Source organism: Micromonospora sp. WMMD723 (assembly GCF_049863385.1).
Classification (GTDB): Bacteria; Actinomycetota; Actinomycetes; order Mycobacteriales; family Micromonosporaceae; genus Micromonospora; species Micromonospora wenchangensis.
In genome coordinates this window covers 5,494,621-5,510,493 of the sequence record NZ_JBMKNR010000001.1, presented here as the reverse complement: position 1 = coordinate 5,510,493, position 15,873 = coordinate 5,494,621, and the positions used below count along the sequence as shown (strand labels likewise).

Below are 15,873 nucleotides of genomic sequence, written 5' to 3'. Positions count from 1 at the left end.
CACTCCCTCGTCGGGCGGCTGCGGCACGGGCCGCGCTCAGCCGCCCTGTAGCTGTCGCAGGTCGGCCTCCGCCCGTACCGTGTCGGGGTGGTCGTCGCCGAGGACGCGCCGCCGGTCGGTGACCACCTTGGCGAGGACCTTCTCGGCCGCCACCCGGTCGCCGGTGGCGACCAGCGCCTCGGCCAGGGTGTGCCGGGCGGCGATCATCCCGAGGTGTTGGTCCTCCCGCCGGGCGGTGTCGGTGGCGAGGATCGCCCGCAGGTCGGTCAGCGCCTCGGCGGCCCGCCCCTCGTGCAGCAGGCACAGGGCCAGGGTGTGCCGGACGGTCAGCGTCTCCAGGTGGTCGGGGGCCCAGTGCCGCAGCCGGATCTCCAGGATCTCGGTCAGCTCGGCGCGGGCCTCGGCGTACCGCCCCTGGGCGGCCACCGCGCGGGCCAGGCTGTGCCGGGCGGTCATGGTGTCCCGGTCCTCCGGGCCACGGACCCGGAACTCCGCCCGGACGATGTCCCGCAGTTCCTGCTCGGCGTCGGCCCACCGACCCTGCTCGAGGATGGTCCGGGCCAGCTTGTGCCGGCTGGCCAGGGTGTTGCGGTGCTCCCGGCCGAGCAGCGCCTCCCGGGCCGGGATGATCTCCCGCAGCTCGGCCTCGGCCCAGTCCAGCTGCCCCTGTTCCAACGCCGCCCGGGACCGCTCGTGGCGCAGGCTGAGCACCGCCCGCTCCCGGGGGTCGAGGCCGATCCGACGGCAGGCGGCCAGGCAGCGGTCGAGCAGGATCTCGGCCTGACCGGGCAGGCTGACGGCCAGCAGGAAACGGGCGATCAACCGGGCCAGGTCCAGTGCGGTGGTGAGCAGTTCCGGCTCGGTACGGGGCAGCTCCCCCGCGTCGAAGAAGGCCAGCACCGCCCCGGTCGTCGGCGGGGCCAGCACGTGCCAGCTGGCCCACTTGTCGGGCTCGTCCGGGTCGAACTCCTCCTCCCGGGGCCGGTCCGGGTCCCGCAGCCGCAGCACGTCGAGCAGGGTGAGCACCAGCTCGTGGTAGGCGGGCCGGTCGGCGATCACGTCGGGGTGGTCGTGCACCAGCTCGCGTACCAGCGGGTGCAGGGTCACCACGTGCGCGACCGGCGACTGCGCGGGCAGCGACCCGATCACGCCGAGGTCGACCAGGGCGAAGTCGGCGAGCGACCGGAGCACCTCACGCAGCCGGTCCTCGCCGATCTCACCGACCAGCCGGGACGCCGACAACCGGGCCGGGTCGAGCAGGATCTGGTACGGGATCGGCGCGTCCCCCAGCGAGGCCAGCAGCCGCAGCATCGGGCGGGCCTGGGCCAGCCCTCGCCCGGCGAGCAGGTCCAGCGACATCTCCCAGGACTGCACGACCGGCCGTACCGCCCGGTCGAACGCCTGCGACACGGTACGGGTCGTGCCGGCGCCGGAGCGGCGGTCCAGGGCCTCCCGGTAGCCGTCGTAGGTGCGGATGGAGACCCCGGGGCCGCCGACCGGGATGCGGTTGGCCTCGGCGAGGTAGGTGCCCGCCCCGCGCAGGGCCAACGGATGCCCCTTGAGCCAGGTGGCCAGGCTGGTGGCCTGGGCGAGGTTGCCGGGCGCGTCACCGGCGAGGTCGATCAGGACCTGGGCGGCGTCCGGTGGGGAGAGTTCCCGCACCGGGTGCATGGTCGACCAGTCACCCCAGGTCTCCTGGCGACCGTCGCGGGTGGTGACCAGGACCAGCCCGTTGCGGGTACGCGGCTGGCGGAACCACCCGGTGCCCTCGGCGACCCGGCCGTCGAGCGGGGCCAGCAGGGACGGCTCGTCGGCGTTGTCGAAGATCAGCAGCCACGGCCGGTCCGACTCGTTGAGCAGCGTCCACACCAGCTCCACCGGGCTGCGGGTCTTGCCCGCCCAGGCCAGGTCGAGCTGGCTCTCCGGGGCCTGGAGCTGGCCGGCGATCTCGCGCATGCCGGCACTGACCCGGGCCGAGTCCTTCGCCGAGATCCACCAGACCAGCCGACCGCGTGCCTCCAGCCGGCGGGCCACCTCCAGCGCGGTGGCGCTCTTGCCGCAGCCGCCCAGCCCCCAGAGGATCTGGGCGGCCTCCTCGGCCGGGCGGAGCGTGCCGGCCGGCGGCTCGGCGGCCCGCAGGATCGTCTCGACCAGTTCGTCGCGACCGCGCAGCGGCAGCCGACCGGGGCGGGGCGGGGTGATGGAGAAGCCGGCGTCCTGCGCCGCGCCGGTCATCGTCGACCGGCGCCGGGGCCGGGGGCCGGGGTGCGGCCAGGCCGGAACGTGGACGGGACACCCGGCGTCGCGTGGGGCCGGAAACGGGTCGGGGACGGGAAGGACCGCCGCGTTGCGGGCCGAGCCGCCCGGGTCTGGTGAGCGGGACCGAGGGAACTCATCTGACCTCCCGGAGGGGCGGGACGACAGGGGCCACGCCCACGGGTGGGTGCGGCCCGTGGTGGTGATCCTTCCCCCAACCCTACCCGTCCGCAGCGCCGGTATCACTGCGCGTCGACCACCGGGACCGAACGTGCGGGTCTTGTGGACGGGACGGCGGGACCGGCCGACCGGGCAGGGGAGGCCGACGGCGTGACCCCGCCGGCCGTACGGGTGCTGGCGGGCCGACGGTACCGTGCCGGCCATGTCGACTGTGGAGCTGCTGGCCTGGCTGCCCGTGCACGGGCACATCGACTGGGGATCGGTGCCGGACTGGTTCGGCGGCCTCGGCACGGTGGGCACCCTGCTCTTCGGCGTGCTCAGCCTGCGCCGGGAGATCCGGGCCCGCCGGCGTGAGGACCGGGCCGCCCGCGCCCGGCAGGCCCGCCTGGTGTCGACCTCCACCCGGATCGAGGGCGGCGGGGTGCTACGGGTGCGGGTCACCAACGACAGCGACGGACCGGTCTTCGACCTGACCGCCACCCCCCGGGTCCGGGCCGGGGGCGACGACGGGGACGTCGTCGTCGGGGTCGCGGCGGTGACCGGACCGGTGGACCGGCTCAACGGGCACCGCGACGGCGAACTGTTCGTCACCGTCGACCGCGCGGTCGACCTGACCGGTTTCGCGTCGGCCACCGTGGAGCTGTGCTTCACCGACCAGCAGGGCAACCGGTGGCGACGTCGGGGTGCGACGGAGCCGGAGCTGGACCTGGGTGTCGAGCCGTCGGGCCGCCGACTGCGGCTGCCGTGGCGGCGGGGCTGACCGGCGCTCCGCCGGCCCACCGGCCGGTACGACTCAGGTGGCCGGGGTGACCGCCGCCAGCCACTGCTGGGCCAGCACGGCGTGACCGGACGGGGTCAGGTGCACCCCGTCGTCGGTCCACACCCGGTCGTCGACGTCGGCGGTGTCGAACCGTGCCTGCACCGCGACCAGCGTCGCGTCGAACTCGACGGCCAGCTTGCGCACCGCGTCGAGCTTCGGGTCCAGGTCCTCGTGCCAGCGCCGCTGGTCGTCGTCGACCGGGAGCAGGAACGGTTCCATCAGCACCAGCCGGACGCCGGGCAGCGCGTCGCGGGTGGCGCCCAGCACGTGCCGGTAGTCGGCGGTGAACTCCTCGACGGTGGTGGCCTCGCCGCTGCTGTACCGCCGCCAGGTGTCGTTGATCCCGATCAGCACCGAAACCACCTGCGGGGACAGCGCCAGGCAGTCGTCCGACCAGCGGGCCCGCAGGTCGCGTACCCGGTCGCCGCCGACGCCCCGGTTGCGGAAGGTCACCAGGTGACCCGGGTGCCGCGCGGTGAACCAGGCGGCGGCCATCATCGCCCAGCCCACCCCGAGGTCGGCGGGGTCGGTCCGGTCCCGTCCGGCGTCGGTGATGCTGTCGCCGATGAACAGCACCCGACCGTCGCGCGGTATCTCCACCGTCATCCGTCCGCTCCCCTGTCGTCGTCGGACGCCCATCATCCCCGCTGTCCGACCGGGACACCAGCGCGGAAGTCGGCGCGGCGGTGGTGTCCATCGCCGGTCCGGGCCGGCCGACCGGTACAGTGGTGCTCCGCATCCGACGCCCCAACGGGTGTCGTGCGCGAGCGTCAAGCAGCGGCGCGGTCCCCGGCCCGTCCCGGCGGCTGCACCCGCGGCCCACCGGCATGGACCGATCATCACGCGCCGCCGGCTCCGGCCGGTGGTTTCGCGCCGGTTCGCAAGGACGTCAGACGCCATGCCACAGTCACCGCTCGACCTCACCGAGGCTGTCCTCCGGTTGGGGTCCATCCGTCACGACGAGATGGGCTTGGACGCCGTCCTGTCCCGGATCACCGAGGTGGCCCTGGAGAGCATCCCGGACGCCGCCGAGGTGACGGTGACCCTGGTGCACGGCACCGAGGCGACCACCGCCGCCCACACCGGCGAGCTCGCGCTCCAGCTCGACAGGTGGCAGTTCGAACAGGGCCGTGGCCCGAGCCTGGACGCGGCCACCACCGGCACGGTGCTGATCGTGGCGGACATGACCGAGGAGCGGCGCTGGCCGGAGTGGGCGGCCCGGGCGCACGCCGTGGGGGTGTGCTCGTCGATGTCGCTGGGCCTGCCGATCCAGGAGGCGGTGGTGGGTGCCCTCAACCTCTACGCCACCCGGGTCGGCGCGTTCGGCCCGCTGGTCGCACCGGCCCGGACGTTCGCCGACCACGCCGCGGTGGCCCTGGCCAACGCCCACCTCTACGACAGCACCGCCACCCTGGCCGGGCAGATGCAGGAGGCGATGCGCAACCGGGCGGTGATCGAGCAGGCCAAGGGCATCATCATGGGGCAACGCCGGTGCACGGCCGACGAGGCGTTCGCGATGCTGGCCCGGGTGTCGCAGAATTCCAACCGCAAGCTGCGGGACGTGGCGGAGGCCCTGGTGCGGCAGGTCACCCGGTCGGTGCCCGGTCAGCCGACCGCCGCCGACCGCTGAGGCACGGGGGTTCAGCGGCTGTCGGCGGTGGCCCGGCCGACGAGGGCTGCGGCGACGTCGCGCAGCTTGCGGTGGGAGTCCTGGGAGAGCCTGGCGAGGATGCCGAAGGCCTCGTCGGCGGTGCACCGGCGTTGCCCCATGATGATGCCCTTGGCCTGCTCGATCACCGCCCGGCTCTCCATCGCCGAGCGCATCTGTTCGGCCAGGGTGGCGGTGCTGGCGTAGAGGTGGGCGTTGGCCAGGGCCACCGCCGCGTACGCGGCGAACGTCCGGGCCAGTTCCACCGTCTCGGCGTCGAACGTGTGCGGCCGGACGCCGTAGAGGTTGAGGGCGCCCACCACCGCCTCCTGGATCGGCAGGCCGATCGCGACCACGCTGCCGATGCCGGCGTCGGCGGCCCGCGTCGCCCAGCCCGGCCAGCGTTCCTCGGTGCCGGTGTCGGGCACGACGAGGGTGTCGCCGGTGACCGAGGCGTCCAGGCACGGGCCGTGGCCCTGCCGGTACTGCCACTCGTCGAGCTGTCGCGCGGCGTCGCCGGTGACGGCGACGCTCTGCGGGCTGCCGCCGCGTAGCAGGGTCACCGACACCTCGGACACGCCACGCAGGCTGCGGCAGGCCAGGTCGGCGATCATCCCCAACACCTCGTCCACCCCCACCTCGTCGAGGCGGATCCGGCCGAGTCGGGTCAGGGCGTCGTGCGGGGAGAGCGGGGGCGCTGCCATCACGGCTCCTTTCCGGTGGGCGTCCCCCGGGCTGCCCGTGGTGGGGCGCGTCTGCCCCGGCCCGACGGTGGGCCCGACGCACCGGGGTGCGCACAATCCGCACCATACCCGCACCCGGGGCCGACCGCCCCCGCACGCACCGCCGACGGGCTGGCCACGGCGGCCGGTCAGGCCAGGTAGGCGGGCGGCACCGCGTCGGTGAGCCACACGCCGTTGGCGCTGCGGTAGAAGGTGTGCCCGTCGCGGGCCATGGCCGCCGCGTCGACGGTCAGCACCACCACCGCGCCGCCCCGGCGGGCCCCGACCCGCCGGGCCGTCGGCACGTCCGGCGACAGGTGTACGTGGTGTCGTCCGCCCCGGTTGAGCCCGGTGGCCCGGATCGAGTCGAGGGCCGCGGCCCCGGTGCCGTGGTAGAGCAGGGCGGGTGGCGGTTGCGCGGTCAGTCCCAGGTCGACCGGGTAGGAGTGGCCCTGGCTGGCCCGGATGCGTTCCACCCCGTCGGCGTCCCGGGTCACCGCGAACCGTTGCTTGTCGTTGCCGGCGACCACGGCGTCGAGGGTGGACCTGTCGATGCGCAGGGCGGCCAGCAGGTCGGTGACGGCCACCCACCCGCCCGGGTCGGGGGCGAGGCCGAACCGGGCGGGTCGGTGGCGCAGGGCCAGCGCGATCCGTTTGCTGGTCCGCACCAGCGTGTGGTGATCCATGTGGAGCATTGTCGGGCCGGTGGCGGGCCCGCTCCACCGGTTATCCGGTGCCGCGCCCGCCCCCTGCGGTCGGCTCAGCCGGCGGCGCGCAGCGCCTCGGTGAGGGTGGTGGGACGGCGGCCGAGCAGCTTCTCCAGGTCGGCCACGGGCACGTACAGCGCGCCCCGGGCGAGGCCCCGGTCGGCGTCGGCCAGGGTGGCCGCGTACGGCTCGGGCAGCCCGGCGGAGACGAGCAGCTCGGTGTACGCCGGCACCGGCAGGTCGGTGTAGCGGACGTCGCGTCCACTCTGGCGGGACACCTCGGCGGCCAGTTCGGTCATGGTGAACGCCTCGCCGCCCAGTTCGTAGACCCGACCGGCGTGGCCCTGCGTGGTGAGCACCTCGGCGGCGGCCTCGGCGTAGTCGGCCCGGGTGGCGGCGCTGACCCGGCCGTCGCCGGCCGACCCGGCGACCCCGTGGGCCAGGTAGTTGGCCAGTTGACCTGTGTAGTTCTCCAGGTACCAGCTGTTGCGCAGCAGCACGTACGGCAGGCCCGAGGCGCGCAGTTCCTCCTCGGTGGCCCGGTGTTCGGCGGCCAGCAGCAGGTCGGAGGTGTCGGCGTGGGCGATGCTGGTGTAGACGACCAGGCCGACGCCGGCCTGACGGGCGGCCTCGATCACGTTGTGGTGCTGCGGCACCCGCTGGCCGACCTCGCTGCCGGAGACGAACATCAGCTTCTCGGCGTCGGCGAAGGCGGTACGCAGCGAGTCGGGGTCGGTGTAGTCGGCCGCCCGCACCACGACGCCCCGGTCGGCGAGGTCGGCGAGCCGGTCCACGGAGCGGCCGAGGGCCACGACCTGCCCGGCGGGTACGCCCCGGCGCAGCAGGGATTCGACGATCAGGCGGCCCAGGTGGCCGGTGGCCCCGGTGACGACGACGGACATGGCGCTCTCCTTCGGGTGGCGTGCTCTTGTCGTACTCGCCAACGCGCAGGTAGGAGCCGATACTTCCCGGCAGAGAGTAGGCACCTTGAAGTTTGTGACGCACTGATGGAGAGTAAAGAGATGAGACCCGACCCGTTCCAGCGCGACTGCGGCAGCCGGCAGGTCATCGACCGGATCGGTGACCGGTGGAGCGTGCTGGTCGTGCTCACCCTCGCCGACGGCGAACGCCGCTACAGCGAACTGGCCGAGCACATCGACGGGATCAGCCAGAAGATGCTCACCCAGACCCTGCGCGGGCTGGAACGCGACGGCCTGGTCACCCGTACCGTGCACGCCAGCGTCCCGCCCCGGGTCGACTACGCCCTCACCGACCTCGGCCGCAGCCTGCTCGACCTGGTCTCCGGCCTGGAAGCCTGGGCCACCACCCACCTCGCCGAGGTGCAGGCGGCCCGGGTCCGCTACGACGCCGAGGTCCTGGGCCGCCCGACGACCACCGCGCGGGCCGGCCGCCGGTAAGGGGCGGACGTGAGGGCCGTCATAACGGGTGGACGACCGGCCGGTCGCTGCTGCTAGATTTCGGGCAGGTCATGAGCGCCAGCGTCAAGCCCCGGCTCGCTGGCCGGCAACCCTCCGCCACGGTGGGGTGCTCCGGGTGAGGACCAGGCACCGGTGAACGACCCGGTGCAAGCGTGGCCTGGTCACCCCAGGTCGACACCGATCAGGGAGAACCCGTGTCGAACCACCCACCCGGCGACGGCGTCACCGCCGTGACCCGATCCGGCGTCCGGTCCGTCGGCGTCCGGCTGGTCAGGCGGCGGCACGTCGACCTCATGCGGGTGCACAGCGACTCCTGTCGCCGCCGCTAGTCGGACCCCTCTTCCCGTGACACCCCAGCGGGATGCCCGGTGGGCATCCCGTCGGCGGCGCGCGTCCGCCGCCGCCCGACCACCTCCGGAGACACCCGTGCGATTCCTTCCTGCCCTGACCACCCCCCGACTGTTCCGCGCCACCTGGACGCGGGTCGCCGCGCTCGGCGTCGCCGCCCTGCTCGCCGGCACCGCGCTGACCGCCTGCGGCGGCGACTCCGAGGCGGCCGACAACCCGTACGGCCTGCTCCAGCCGGGGTTGCTGCGCGCCGGCACGCTCACCGACGCCCCACCGAACGTCTACCTCAAGGACGGCACGTTCACCGGCTTCGACAACGACCTGCTCGTCGCCGTCGCCGGCAGGGTCGGGCTGAAGGTCGAGTTCGTCGGCACCGACTTCTCGGCGCTGCTGTCCCAGGTCAACAACCGCAAGTACGACGTCGGCAGCTCCTCGATCACCGTCACCGAGGCCCGGAAGAAGACCGTCGACTTCGGCAACGGCTACGACTTCGGCTACTTCGGCCTCGACGTCCCGGCCGGCTCCCCGCTCACCGGCTTCGACCAGCTCGCCGGCAAGCGGGTGGTGGTCGTGCAGGGCACCGTGCAGGACGACTACGCCACCTCCCGCAAGCTCGACCCGGTGCGGGTGCCCGACTACAACGGGGCGATCAACCAGCTCAAGGCCGGCACCGCCGACGCCTGGATCGCCCCCGCCGAGATCGGCGAGAAGTCGGCCGCCGACAGCAACGGCAAGATCACGGTTGCGGCCACGGAGTTGAGCCCGGCCCCCACCGCGTACGCCGTCGCCAAGGGCAACGACGCGCTGCGCGAGGCGTTGGACAAGGGCCTCGACGAGGTCATCGCCGACGGCACCTGGACCCGGCTCCAGCAGCAGTACTACCCGGGTCGGCCGATCCCGGCCGGCTTCACCCCCGGCAGCGGCGACGTCACCGCCCCGGGCGCGGCGACGCCGTCGGCGTCGGCCACCTCCTGACGGTACGACCAGACCAGCGAGCGGGGCGGTAGGAGAACCATGGATCCGTTGAGCACCCTGTGGGAGACCTTCTTCGACGGGGACGCCATGCGCGAGGCGCTGCCCGAGATGCTGACCGTCGGGCTGCCCAACACGCTGATCCTGGCGGTCTCCGCCGCCCTGCTCGGCTCGGTGCTGGGCATGGCGCTGGCCGTGGCGGGCATCTCCCGTACCCGGTGGTTGCGCTGGCCGGCCCGGGTCTACACCGACGTGTTCCGGGGCCTGCCGGCCGCCGCCACCATCCTGCTGATCGGCGTCGGCCTGGCCCCGCTCGGCATGCAGGTGTGGGGCCCCAACCCGTACCCGCTGGGCATCCTGGCGCTGTCGCTGATCGCCGCCGCGTACATCGGGGAGATCTTCCGATCCGGTATCCAGAGCGTGGAGGCCGCGCAGCTGGAGGGGGCCCGCGCGCTGGGCTTCTCCTGGGGTGAGGCGATGCGCCTGGTGATCGTCCCGCAGGGCGTACGCCGGGTGCTGCCGGCCTGGGTGAACCAGCTGATCGCGCTGATCAAGGACTCCAGCCTGGTCTACTTCCTCGGCCTGCTGGCCAGCCAGCGGGAGCTGTTCCGGATCGGGCAGGACTACGCGGCCAACACCGGCAACCAGTCGGCGCTGCTGCTGGCCGGCCTGTGCTACCTGCTACTGACCGTGCCGCTGACGCACGCGGTCAACGCCATCGACCGCCGGCTGCGCCAGGGTCGGACAGCCACCGTCGACCCTGACGACGACGGCGGGCTGGCCCTGGCCGGCGCGACCGTTCCACCACCACGCCCCACCCGGGAGGACCCCCGATGAGCACCGGCACCGCGACCACCACCTCGGTCAGCCTCGGCCTGCGCGACGTGCACCTGGCCTTCGGGACGAACCGGGTGCTGCGCGGCGTCGACCTGGACGTCGCCCGGGGCGCCACGGCCTGCGTCATCGGCCCGTCCGGCTCCGGCAAGTCCACCCTGCTGCGCACCGTGAACCGGCTGATCGAACCGGACTCCGGTGACGTCCTGCTCGACGGGCGCAGCGTGCTGCGCGACGACCCGGACGCCCTGCGGCAGCGCGTCGGGATGGTCTTCCAGCAGTTCAACCTGTTCCCGCACATGACCGTGCTGCGCAACATCACCCTGGCGTTGCGCCGGCTCAAGAAGCTGCCCGAGGAGGAGGCGGTGGCGCTGGCCCGTTCCCAGTTGGCGCTGGTCGGCCTCGCCGCCAAGGCCGACTCCCGGCCCGCCCACCTCTCCGGCGGGCAGCAGCAGCGGGTCGCGATCGCCCGGGCGCTGGCCCTGCAACCCCAGGTGATGCTCTTCGACGAGGCCACCTCGGCGCTGGACCCGGAACTGGTCAAGGGGGTGCTCGGGGTGATGGCCGACCTTGCCGCCGGGGGCATGACGATGGTGGTGGTCACCCACGAGATGGGCTTCGCCCGCTCGGTCGCCGACACCGTCGCGTTCATGGACCACGGCGTCGTGCTGGAGGCCGGCGCACCGGCGGCGGTCTTCGAGTCACCGCGGCACCCCCGGCTGCGCCGCTTCCTGTCCCAGGTGCTGTGAGCACGCCGGCCGGCGACCGGAGCACCCGCTCCGGTCGCCGGCTCGGGTCAGGGGGTGGTGAACAGCGCCATCCCGGTGGGCGCGGAGCGGGTCCCCATGTAGATCTGGGGGTTGCCGAAGCGGTCGAGGGAGGCGCTGAACTTCACCGTCATCGAGTACGAGCGCGAGCACGGGAAGCCCACCCGTGGCGTACAGGTGCTGGCTGCGATCTTGCCGGTCCAGTACCTGGTCGACGAGCCGATCGAGTCGGTCGGGATCGACACGCCGTCGATGAAGAAACCGAGGTTCTTGCCCGTCGAGTTGACCTGTGCGGTGCCCACGGAGGCGGCCCAGGCTGACGGGGCCTGATTGCTGCACGCCGTGAAGTGGAAGTCCACCTGGCCGTACCGCACGTTCGAGATGCCGGAACCCGGATAGACCGAAAAGGTCGGAGAGGTGCACGCAGCCTGCGCCGCCGCCGGGGCCACCGCTACCGCCGCCGCAACCGCAGGAACGACAGCGAGCATGCGGGCCACACGACGCCTGGACATCAGTTTTCCGTTCATGGTGACTTCCTCCGCCACTATTCGTGGACGCCATCGCCGGTTTTGCGGTCGTACGCCCTTCAGCCGGCCGGTGACGTCAAGTCCGATGGACACCAAAGGTCTATCGGTACGGCGGTCGTGGAATCTACGGCGCGATCGGACGCACACTCTGTGTGTGCCCAGGAGCAGCAGAGTCCGTCAAACCCCTGGCCCGAAACGCCGGACGCGGGGCGGGCACGGCGATAACAGCCCGCACCAGTGCCAATCGGGCAGGATTGGCGCGGCTGGCGGGGTCGGGCACGGTCCCGGTGCGCCCCACCGCGCTTGACAGGGCGCAGGCGCCCGGGTTGCATGGGGTGCACGAACGACCAGGAATGGAACTGGCGTACGTGACACATCGCGTTCACACGGGGGTTAGCGCGTGAAATTTGAATATCTTCGCGACCTGGACAAACTGTTCTCCCACCGTTGGGAGGCACTCGTTATTCTCTGCCTCGCGGATCAGCCCGCACGATTCAGCGAATTAGCGCGCGCCACTGTCGAAAAGGCCGGGGTCCGACTGCCGGACGGGAACATCACCCGCTCCCTGGACCGGCTGCGACGAAAAGGCTTGGTGGGTGTACGGATGGACGATCGGCACCGGGCCTACGAGCTGACCGGCAGCGGCCAACGGCGGGCATCCGAACTGAGGTTCTTGTTGGAGGCGCTGGAGGACCGCGAACACGACGATCGGGTCGGCACCACTCCGCGCTGATCTCGCCCTACGGATCGGGCCCCCGACGGCAACACCGTCAGGGGCCCGCGACGGCTACGCCGTCAGGTCATGTCGTCGTAGCGGCGGTCGATCGGCCTGGGCGGGGCGACCGGCTCGGAGGCGTGCACCGGCTCGGACAACTCCAGCTCCGGTGTCGCCACCACCGGATCGTCGTCCAACTCCAGCGGCGACACCTCGTCGTCACTCAACCCCGCGTAGGAGCCGTCGCGCCGCCTCCTGCGCCGGTCGTTGATGAACGCCACCCCGACCGCGACGAAGTACAGCAGCGACAGCGAGAGGGCCAGCAGCGTCATGCCGAACGGACCCGGGTCCGGGGTGGCGATCGCGGCGAAGGCGAAGCAGATGAAGATGACCGCCCGCCACCAGCTCAGCAGGCGCTTCGCGCTCGCCACGCCGGTGAAGTTGAGCATCAGCAGGATCAGCGGGAACTCGAACGCCACCCCGAACAGCAGGATCATGTTCGTGACGAACGAGATGTAGCGGGTCACCTCGAGCTGGGTCGACAGCCCGGTGACACCGGACTCCATCAGGAACGCGAGCCCCTTGTCCACCACCAGGTAGGCCAGGACCGCACCGGCGGCGAACAGCGGCGCCGCGATCGACACGAAGACGTACGCCCACTTGCGTTCGTGCCGGTGCAGGCCGGGCGCGATGAACGCCCACAGCTGGTAGAGCCAGACCGGCGCGCCGACGATCAGACCGATCCACAGCGCCAGCTTCAGCTTGAGGATGAAGCCGTCCGCCGGTGACAACTGGAGGAACTGCTGACACTCACCCGAACCGTCGAGGGCACCGGGCAGGCGGCAGTACGGCTCCTTGAGCAGATCGAACGCGGGCTGCGCGAGCCAGAAGCCCACGATCAGACCCACCACGATCGCCAGCGAGGCGCGGAACAGCCGGTTCCGCAGCTCACGGACATGTTCCATGAGCGTCATGGAGCCGTCGGCGGCCCGTTCGAAGGTGCTGGGGCCGCGCTTACGGAGTGCGAAGGCCACGGTGATCGGGCCCTTCGGTCAGTTGTCGCGGACGCGCTGCACCGGGTCGACCGGCGGGGCGAGCGGCTGCTGCGGAGCCTGCGGCGGCGCGTACTGCTGCTGAGGCTGGGGGGCGTACTGCTGCTGGGGCTGCGGCGCGTACGGCTGCTGCTGCACGGGCTGCTGCTGGGGCGGCAGCGGCTGGTAGCCGGCCTGCGCGTCGGCCTTCTCGGCCAGGTCGCGGTCGTCGTCGGCCAGGCTCTTGGTCTCCGCCTTGATGATCCGCAGCGAACGGCCGAGCGAGCGGGCCGCGTCGGGGAGCCGCTTCGCGCCGAACAGCAGGATCAGCACGACCACGAGTACGGCGATGTGCCACGGCTTGAGGGCACCCATGGGAAGCTCCAGTCGCTCTGTGTCGAAGGGTGTGTCGAAGCCCATCGTACGTGCGTGACGGGCTGCTGCCACCCGCCGGGCCACCGCTGATGCGGCCCGGCCGGTGAAGTCTTGACCACCTGCGAGTGTCCCGTCAACCACCTGGACGGGTGCAGAGCTGCGTGAAACGGACTCCAGACAGGCTGCGGGCGGGTCGCCCACCGACCGCTGTCGATCAACTCCCGCGCTTCGCCTTGATCAGTTCGAGCCGCTGCTGGGTCGTCTCGGTCTGCCGTTGCAACGCCTCGGCCCGTTCCTGCAACGCCTCGGCGCTGTGCCGCAGCGTCTCGGCCTCGGCCTGGCGACGCTGCAACGCCATCGCCGCCCGGCGCAGCCGGGGCAGTCGCACCAGCACCGGACGGACCGCCAGGGCCAACACGACCAGCGCGAACAGCAGCACCGCCAGAACGATCCACTTCACCACGGCGGTCAGCCTACCGGCACGGCACCGCGCCCGCCGGGCCGGCCGAGGCGGGCGTCGCGTACGCCTCCAACGCGGCGGCGGCCTGGGCGCGTACCTGGGTGGCCAGCTCGACCGGGGCGAGGACGGTGACGTCCGGGCCGAGCCCGAGCACGAAGCGGCGGGCCCAGTCGAGGTCGGTCACCCGCAGCGACACCAGCCAGTGGTCGCCGTCGACCTCGACCCGCTCGCACGGGTAGTACTCGGTGATCCACCGCTCCCCCCGGCCGATCCGCAGGGTGATCAGCGGCAGGTCCGGTGACGGCTGGAACACCCCCTGCCGCAGGTCGTGCGGACGGGCCTGCGGCGGCACCACGGCCGGCTCGTCCAGCTCGACCACCGCGTCGATCCGGTCGGCCCGGAACAACCGGACCGCCTCGGCGCGGCGGCACCACGCCTCGACGTACGCGCGACCGTCGACCATCAGCATCCGCAGCGGGTCGATGACCCGGTCGGTGCTCTCGTCCCGGGCGGCGGTGTAGTAGGTGATCCGCAGCGCCCGCCGTCGCTCGACCGCGGCGCGCAGCTCCTGCACCCGCTGGCTCTCCCCGGGCAGCCGGACCGCCACCGGGGCGCCGACCAGGTCGCCGGCCGCGTTCTCGATCTTGGCCAGGGCCCGTTCGACGGCCTCCCGGTTGGCCACCCCGGGGGTCTCGGCGAGCATCCGCAGCGCCACCACCAGGGCCAGCGCCTCGTCCGGGGTGAGGCGCAGCGGCCGGTCGATGCCGGCGTCGTAGGTGATGGTCACCCGGTCGCCGTCGAAGGCCATGTCGATCAGGTCACCCGGGCCGTAGCCGGGCAGCCCGCAGACCCAGAGCAGCTCCAGGTCCTCGCGCAGCTGCCGTTCGGTGACGCCCAGGTCGCCGGCCGCCTCGGCGATCTCGATGCCCGGCCGGGCCAGCAGGTAGGGCACCAGGTTCAGCAGCCGGGCCAGCCGGTCGGCGGAGGTGCGCGCGGCGGGGCGGGTCACCGGGCACCCCCGGCCACGGCCAACTCGTCGTGCCGGGCGGCGATCTCCTTGAGCCGTTGGATCACCGCGTCGCGCACCTCGGGTGGGTCCAGGACCCGGACGTCCGGGCCGTAGCCGACGAGCTGACCGGCCAGCGACTCCGGATCGGCGTACGGCAGCACCAGCCGGTCGCCGTCGGGGCCGGGCACGCTCTGCACCGCCCACCGGCGCAGCCCGGCGGCCCGCCCGGGGGTGGCCAGCACGGTGGCCCGACCGGTCCGCTCGACCGGCCCGGACCAGGTGGCCACGTGCGAGATCAGGTCGACACCGGCCGGCGGCTCGTAGCCGCCGGGCGCACCGGTGACCCGGACCGCGCCGGTCACCCGGGACAGCCGGAAGCAACGCGTCGCCGCCCGGTCCCGGTCGTGGCCCACGACGTACCAGCGGCCCCGCCAGCAGACCACGCCCCACGGCTGCAGCCGGCGGCGGGTCGGCGCGTCCCGGTCGGGCACCCGGTAGTCGAAGGTGACCTCGCGGCGGTCCCGGGCGGCGGCGGTGAGCGGGGCGAACGCCGGATCGACGGTGACCATCGGCTCCAGCCCCAGGGTGGCCTGCGGGTCGACGTCCACGCCGGCCGCGCGCAGCTTGGCCAGCCCCGAGGAGGCGGCGGCGGCCAGCCCGGCGTGCTGCCACAACCGGGCGGCGATGCCCACCGCGGCGGCCTCGTCCGGTTCGAGCGGAATGTCGGGCAGGGCGTACTCCCGGTGGGCGATCCGGTAACCGGGCTCGGCGTCGAACACGCTGGCCGTCCCGGTCTCCAGCGGCACCCCCAGCTCGCGCAGTTCCGCCTTGTCCCGCTCGAACTTGCGCTGGAACGCCTCGTGTTCCCGGGCGTCGTCCGGATCGTGTTCGTAGCCGGGTACGGTCGCGGCGATCTGCGCGGCGGTCAGGAACCGCCTGGTGGACAGCAGACAGATCACCAGGTTGACCAGGCGTTCGGTACGACTCCGCGACACGGGGTGAACGCTAGCAGCCCGGGCGCGATACCCGTGCACCCGCGCGGGGTGTGGCGTGACGGACACCC

At 72.9% G+C, this 15,873-nt stretch carries 18 protein-coding genes and 1 riboswitch; of the genes, 7 read left to right on the top strand and 11 right to left on the bottom strand.

Annotated elements, in window-relative coordinates:
* Nucleotides 1-36: 36 nt before the first annotated feature.
* Nucleotides 37-2,235: a tetratricopeptide repeat protein gene (locus ACN261_RS23970; protein ID WP_425852241.1), complete on the bottom strand. Its 2,199-nt coding sequence runs from the start codon at nucleotides 2,233-2,235 to the stop codon at nucleotides 37-39.
* Between the two features lie 403 nt (nucleotides 2,236-2,638).
* On the opposite strand from ACN261_RS23970, the gene ACN261_RS23965 reads away from it, so the two are divergent.
* Nucleotides 2,639-3,196, top strand: a complete 558-nt coding sequence (locus ACN261_RS23965; protein WP_421481893.1) for a hypothetical protein — start codon at nucleotides 2,639-2,641, stop codon at nucleotides 3,194-3,196.
* Between the two features lie 33 nt (nucleotides 3,197-3,229).
* On the opposite strand, the gene ACN261_RS23960 is transcribed toward ACN261_RS23965, so the two are convergent.
* Nucleotides 3,230-3,862: an SGNH/GDSL hydrolase family protein gene (locus ACN261_RS23960; RefSeq protein WP_425852239.1), complete on the bottom strand. Its 633-nt coding sequence runs from the start codon at nucleotides 3,860-3,862 to the stop codon at nucleotides 3,230-3,232.
* 292 nt (nucleotides 3,863-4,154) lie between these two features.
* Here ACN261_RS23960 and ACN261_RS23955 point away from each other — a divergent pair, with 292 nt between their 5' ends.
* On the top strand, nucleotides 4,155-4,886 hold the full coding sequence (locus tag ACN261_RS23955; protein WP_425852237.1) for an ANTAR domain-containing protein: 732 nt from the start codon (nucleotides 4,155-4,157) through the stop codon (nucleotides 4,884-4,886).
* Between the two features lie 11 nt (nucleotides 4,887-4,897).
* Here the strand turns inward: ACN261_RS23955 and ACN261_RS23950 are convergent, their stop codons facing one another.
* The 3 genes from ACN261_RS23950 to ACN261_RS23940 all read right to left on the bottom strand — a co-directional run bounded on the left by ACN261_RS23950 (nucleotide 4,898) and on the right by ACN261_RS23940 (nucleotide 7,235).
* The gene (locus ACN261_RS23950; protein WP_425852235.1) at nucleotides 4,898-5,608 is read right to left on the bottom strand and encodes a GAF and ANTAR domain-containing protein; all 711 of its coding nucleotides are present in this window, start codon (nucleotides 5,606-5,608) and stop codon (nucleotides 4,898-4,900) included.
* 167 nt (nucleotides 5,609-5,775) lie between these two features.
* On the bottom strand, nucleotides 5,776-6,312 hold the full coding sequence (locus ACN261_RS23945; RefSeq protein WP_425852233.1) for an RNA 2'-phosphotransferase: 537 nt from the start codon (nucleotides 6,310-6,312) through the stop codon (nucleotides 5,776-5,778).
* Nucleotides 6,313-6,386: 74 nt separating this feature from the next.
* Nucleotides 6,387-7,235, bottom strand: a complete 849-nt coding sequence (locus ACN261_RS23940) for an SDR family oxidoreductase (protein ID WP_425852231.1) — start codon at nucleotides 7,233-7,235, stop codon at nucleotides 6,387-6,389.
* 120 nt (nucleotides 7,236-7,355) lie between these two features.
* On the opposite strand from ACN261_RS23940, the gene ACN261_RS23935 reads away from it, so the two are divergent.
* The 4 genes from ACN261_RS23935 to ACN261_RS23920 all read left to right on the top strand — a co-directional run bounded on the left by ACN261_RS23935 (nucleotide 7,356) and on the right by ACN261_RS23920 (nucleotide 10,675).
* On the top strand, nucleotides 7,356-7,751 hold the full coding sequence (locus ACN261_RS23935) for a winged helix-turn-helix transcriptional regulator (protein WP_421481887.1): 396 nt from the start codon (nucleotides 7,356-7,358) through the stop codon (nucleotides 7,749-7,751).
* A 67-nt stretch (nucleotides 7,752-7,818) separates the two neighbouring features.
* Nucleotides 7,819-7,931: riboswitch (SAM riboswitch) on the top strand.
* Between the two features lie 267 nt (nucleotides 7,932-8,198).
* Complete coding sequence (locus tag ACN261_RS23930) at nucleotides 8,199-9,095, top strand: ABC transporter substrate-binding protein (RefSeq protein WP_425852229.1); 897 nt, start codon at nucleotides 8,199-8,201, stop codon at nucleotides 9,093-9,095.
* A 39-nt stretch (nucleotides 9,096-9,134) separates the two neighbouring features.
* On the top strand, nucleotides 9,135-9,929 hold the full coding sequence (locus ACN261_RS23925) for an amino acid ABC transporter permease (RefSeq protein ID WP_425852226.1): 795 nt from the start codon (nucleotides 9,135-9,137) through the stop codon (nucleotides 9,927-9,929).
* Entirely contained in the window at nucleotides 9,926-10,675 is a 750-nt protein-coding gene (locus ACN261_RS23920) for an amino acid ABC transporter ATP-binding protein (RefSeq protein WP_421481884.1), read from the top strand. Before ACN261_RS23925 ends, ACN261_RS23920 begins: the two co-directional genes overlap by 4 nt.
* A 47-nt stretch (nucleotides 10,676-10,722) precedes the next feature.
* Here ACN261_RS23920 and ACN261_RS23915 read toward each other — a convergent pair whose 3' ends face one another.
* Nucleotides 10,723-11,220: a hypothetical protein gene (locus tag ACN261_RS23915; RefSeq protein WP_421481883.1), complete on the bottom strand. Its 498-nt coding sequence runs from the start codon at nucleotides 11,218-11,220 to the stop codon at nucleotides 10,723-10,725.
* A gap of 400 nt (nucleotides 11,221-11,620) precedes the next feature.
* Here ACN261_RS23915 and ACN261_RS23910 point away from each other — a divergent pair, with 400 nt between their 5' ends.
* Entirely contained in the window at nucleotides 11,621-11,953 is a 333-nt protein-coding gene (locus ACN261_RS23910; protein WP_425852223.1) for a hypothetical protein, read from the top strand.
* A gap of 62 nt (nucleotides 11,954-12,015) precedes the next feature.
* Here the strand turns inward: ACN261_RS23910 and tatC are convergent, their stop codons facing one another.
* The 5 genes from tatC to ACN261_RS23885 form a co-directional block, all read right to left on the bottom strand.
* A complete protein-coding gene (gene tatC / locus ACN261_RS23905; RefSeq protein WP_421481880.1) occupies nucleotides 12,016-12,969 on the bottom strand; it encodes a twin-arginine translocase subunit TatC in 954 nt (317 codons plus the stop codon).
* An 18-nt stretch (nucleotides 12,970-12,987) separates the two neighbouring features.
* Nucleotides 12,988-13,341 (bottom strand): Sec-independent protein translocase subunit TatA, encoded by a 354-nt coding sequence (tatA, locus tag ACN261_RS23900; protein WP_363655222.1) that lies wholly within the window; start codon nucleotides 13,339-13,341, stop codon nucleotides 12,988-12,990.
* Between the two features lie 214 nt (nucleotides 13,342-13,555).
* On the bottom strand, nucleotides 13,556-13,801 hold the full coding sequence (locus ACN261_RS23895) for a hypothetical protein (RefSeq protein ID WP_421481879.1): 246 nt from the start codon (nucleotides 13,799-13,801) through the stop codon (nucleotides 13,556-13,558).
* Between the two features lie 13 nt (nucleotides 13,802-13,814).
* Nucleotides 13,815-14,810: a helix-turn-helix transcriptional regulator gene (locus tag ACN261_RS23890; protein ID WP_421481878.1), complete on the bottom strand. Its 996-nt coding sequence runs from the start codon at nucleotides 14,808-14,810 to the stop codon at nucleotides 13,815-13,817.
* Complete coding sequence (locus tag ACN261_RS23885; protein ID WP_421481877.1) at nucleotides 14,807-15,805, bottom strand: helix-turn-helix transcriptional regulator; 999 nt, start codon at nucleotides 15,803-15,805, stop codon at nucleotides 14,807-14,809. The genes ACN261_RS23890 and ACN261_RS23885 overlap by 4 nt, the downstream gene beginning before the upstream one ends.
* Nucleotides 15,806-15,873: the final 68 nt, after the last annotated feature.